1 protein-coding gene and 1 pseudogene are annotated in these 1,507 nt (G+C 62.6%); one reads left to right on the top strand and one right to left on the bottom strand.

Translation table 11 applies throughout. The features are described 5' to 3' along the window. Positions 1–170 precede the first annotated feature (170 nt). Entirely contained in the window at positions 171–608 is a 438-nt protein-coding gene (locus EN914_RS35205) for a type II toxin-antitoxin system PemK/MazF family toxin (RefSeq protein WP_032899661.1), read from the top strand. A gap of 59 nt (positions 609–667) precedes the next feature. Here the strand turns inward: EN914_RS35205 and EN914_RS35200 are convergent. Further along, positions 668–1,507, bottom strand: a pseudogene (locus EN914_RS35200) (bifunctional [glutamine synthetase] adenylyltransferase/[glutamine synthetase]-adenylyl-L-tyrosine phosphorylase); the annotation flags it as partial.

Below are 1,507 nucleotides of genomic sequence, written 5' to 3'. Positions count from 1 at the left end.
GGCCGGACCCACACGGTACTCCTGTCGGCGGCGATGTTCGAGGTCTTGGTCAAGGGACGGGTCGCCCGTCCTGTGGAAGAGCTGGACGACGAGACGCTTAACGCCATCGCCGAAAGCGCCGTATCGAGCGAATATGCCGGGCTTGATGCAATGCTCAAAGACTGGACACCGTGAGCCTACCCAAACCTATCCCGGGTCTGGTGATTTCCTATTCTTACCTCTGGGTGAGAGAACACGAAAAGGGTGCCGAAGAAGGTCGCAAAAACCGACCATGCGCCATTGTCGCCGCGCGCCGGGTCGTGGAGGGCCGTGAAGTCATAACGGTCGTTCCGGTCACACACTCGCCACCAGCTGATCCTGCCGATGCAGTAGAAATACCTGCGCCCCTCAAAGCCTATCTCGGCCTCGATGACACGCCATCATGGATCGTCGTCACCGAAACCAATCATTTCCTCTGGCCGGGTCCCGATCTCAGGCCTATCGCGGGGAGCAAACCGTCCCGATTCGACTATGGCATGCTGCCGCCGCGTTTCTATGCCTATCTGCGCGACCGGATTTTGCAGTCTCACGCAAGCCGGGCGCTGCAGCAGATTCGGCGAACAGAGTAGCTGCATGAGACTGGAGGACCACGAAACGTCCCCGATTCCAAGGGACGATCGCTTCCCGGTCATCCCGTACGAAGCAAAAGGTGGAAGTCTTTCCTGACCTTCTGCGACGTCTCCTTGAGGTGTGCTTCCAGCACACCGAAATCCGGCAGGTCGGTCACCGCCAGAAGCAGATCCGAAAGCCCCGGCGGAACGTCGTCGCGCTCGAAGGCTCCGGTAAGGCACAGCCGCGTCATCTGGGTCAGCGCCAGATAGAGCGCATAGGCGTCGAAAAGCTCCTGCCTCGCCCCGGCATTGGCGAAGCCCGGTGACAGGCGCGAAAGGATTTCGGCGGTACCGGTAACGCGCGGCCCGGCGCCTACCTGCCCGGTGATGACAGCGACTTGGGCGATGAATTCGAGATCGATGAGGCCGCCGGGGATCAGCTTGATGTCCCACAGGTCGCGCGGCGGCTTTTCCTTTTCGATCATGGCGCGCATCTCCGAGGCCTCGGCCATCACCTTTGCGGCGTCGCGCGGCTGACCAAGCACCGCCGCCACTTCCGCTTCAACCTCACTGCACAGGCTGGCGTCGCCAGCTATGGCGCGCGCGCGTGCCAACGCCATGTGCTCCCAGGTCCAGGCTTCCTGGCGCTGGTATTTCTTGAAGGCATCGATATGGGTCGCCACAGGACCCTTGTTGCCTGATGGCCGCAGGCGCAGGTCGAGTTCGTAGAGCACGCCCTCCGCCGTCGGCGCCGACACAGCCGCGATCAGCCGCTGCGTCATGCGGGTGTAGTAATGCGAAGGCGCCAGCGGCTTGTCGCCATCGGACTCCTCGGCGTCCGGCGCGTGGTCGTAAAGCAGGATCAGGTCGACATCCGATCCGGCGGTCAGCTCGCGGCTGCCGAGCTTTCCCCTGCC

Source organism: Mesorhizobium sp. M7A.F.Ca.CA.001.08.2.1 (assembly GCF_003998455.1).
Taxonomy (GTDB): Bacteria; Pseudomonadota; Alphaproteobacteria; order Rhizobiales; family Rhizobiaceae; genus Mesorhizobium; species Mesorhizobium ciceri.
Note: the sequence above shows the minus strand (reverse complement) of the source record. Positions and strands in the feature narration are given on the sequence as shown.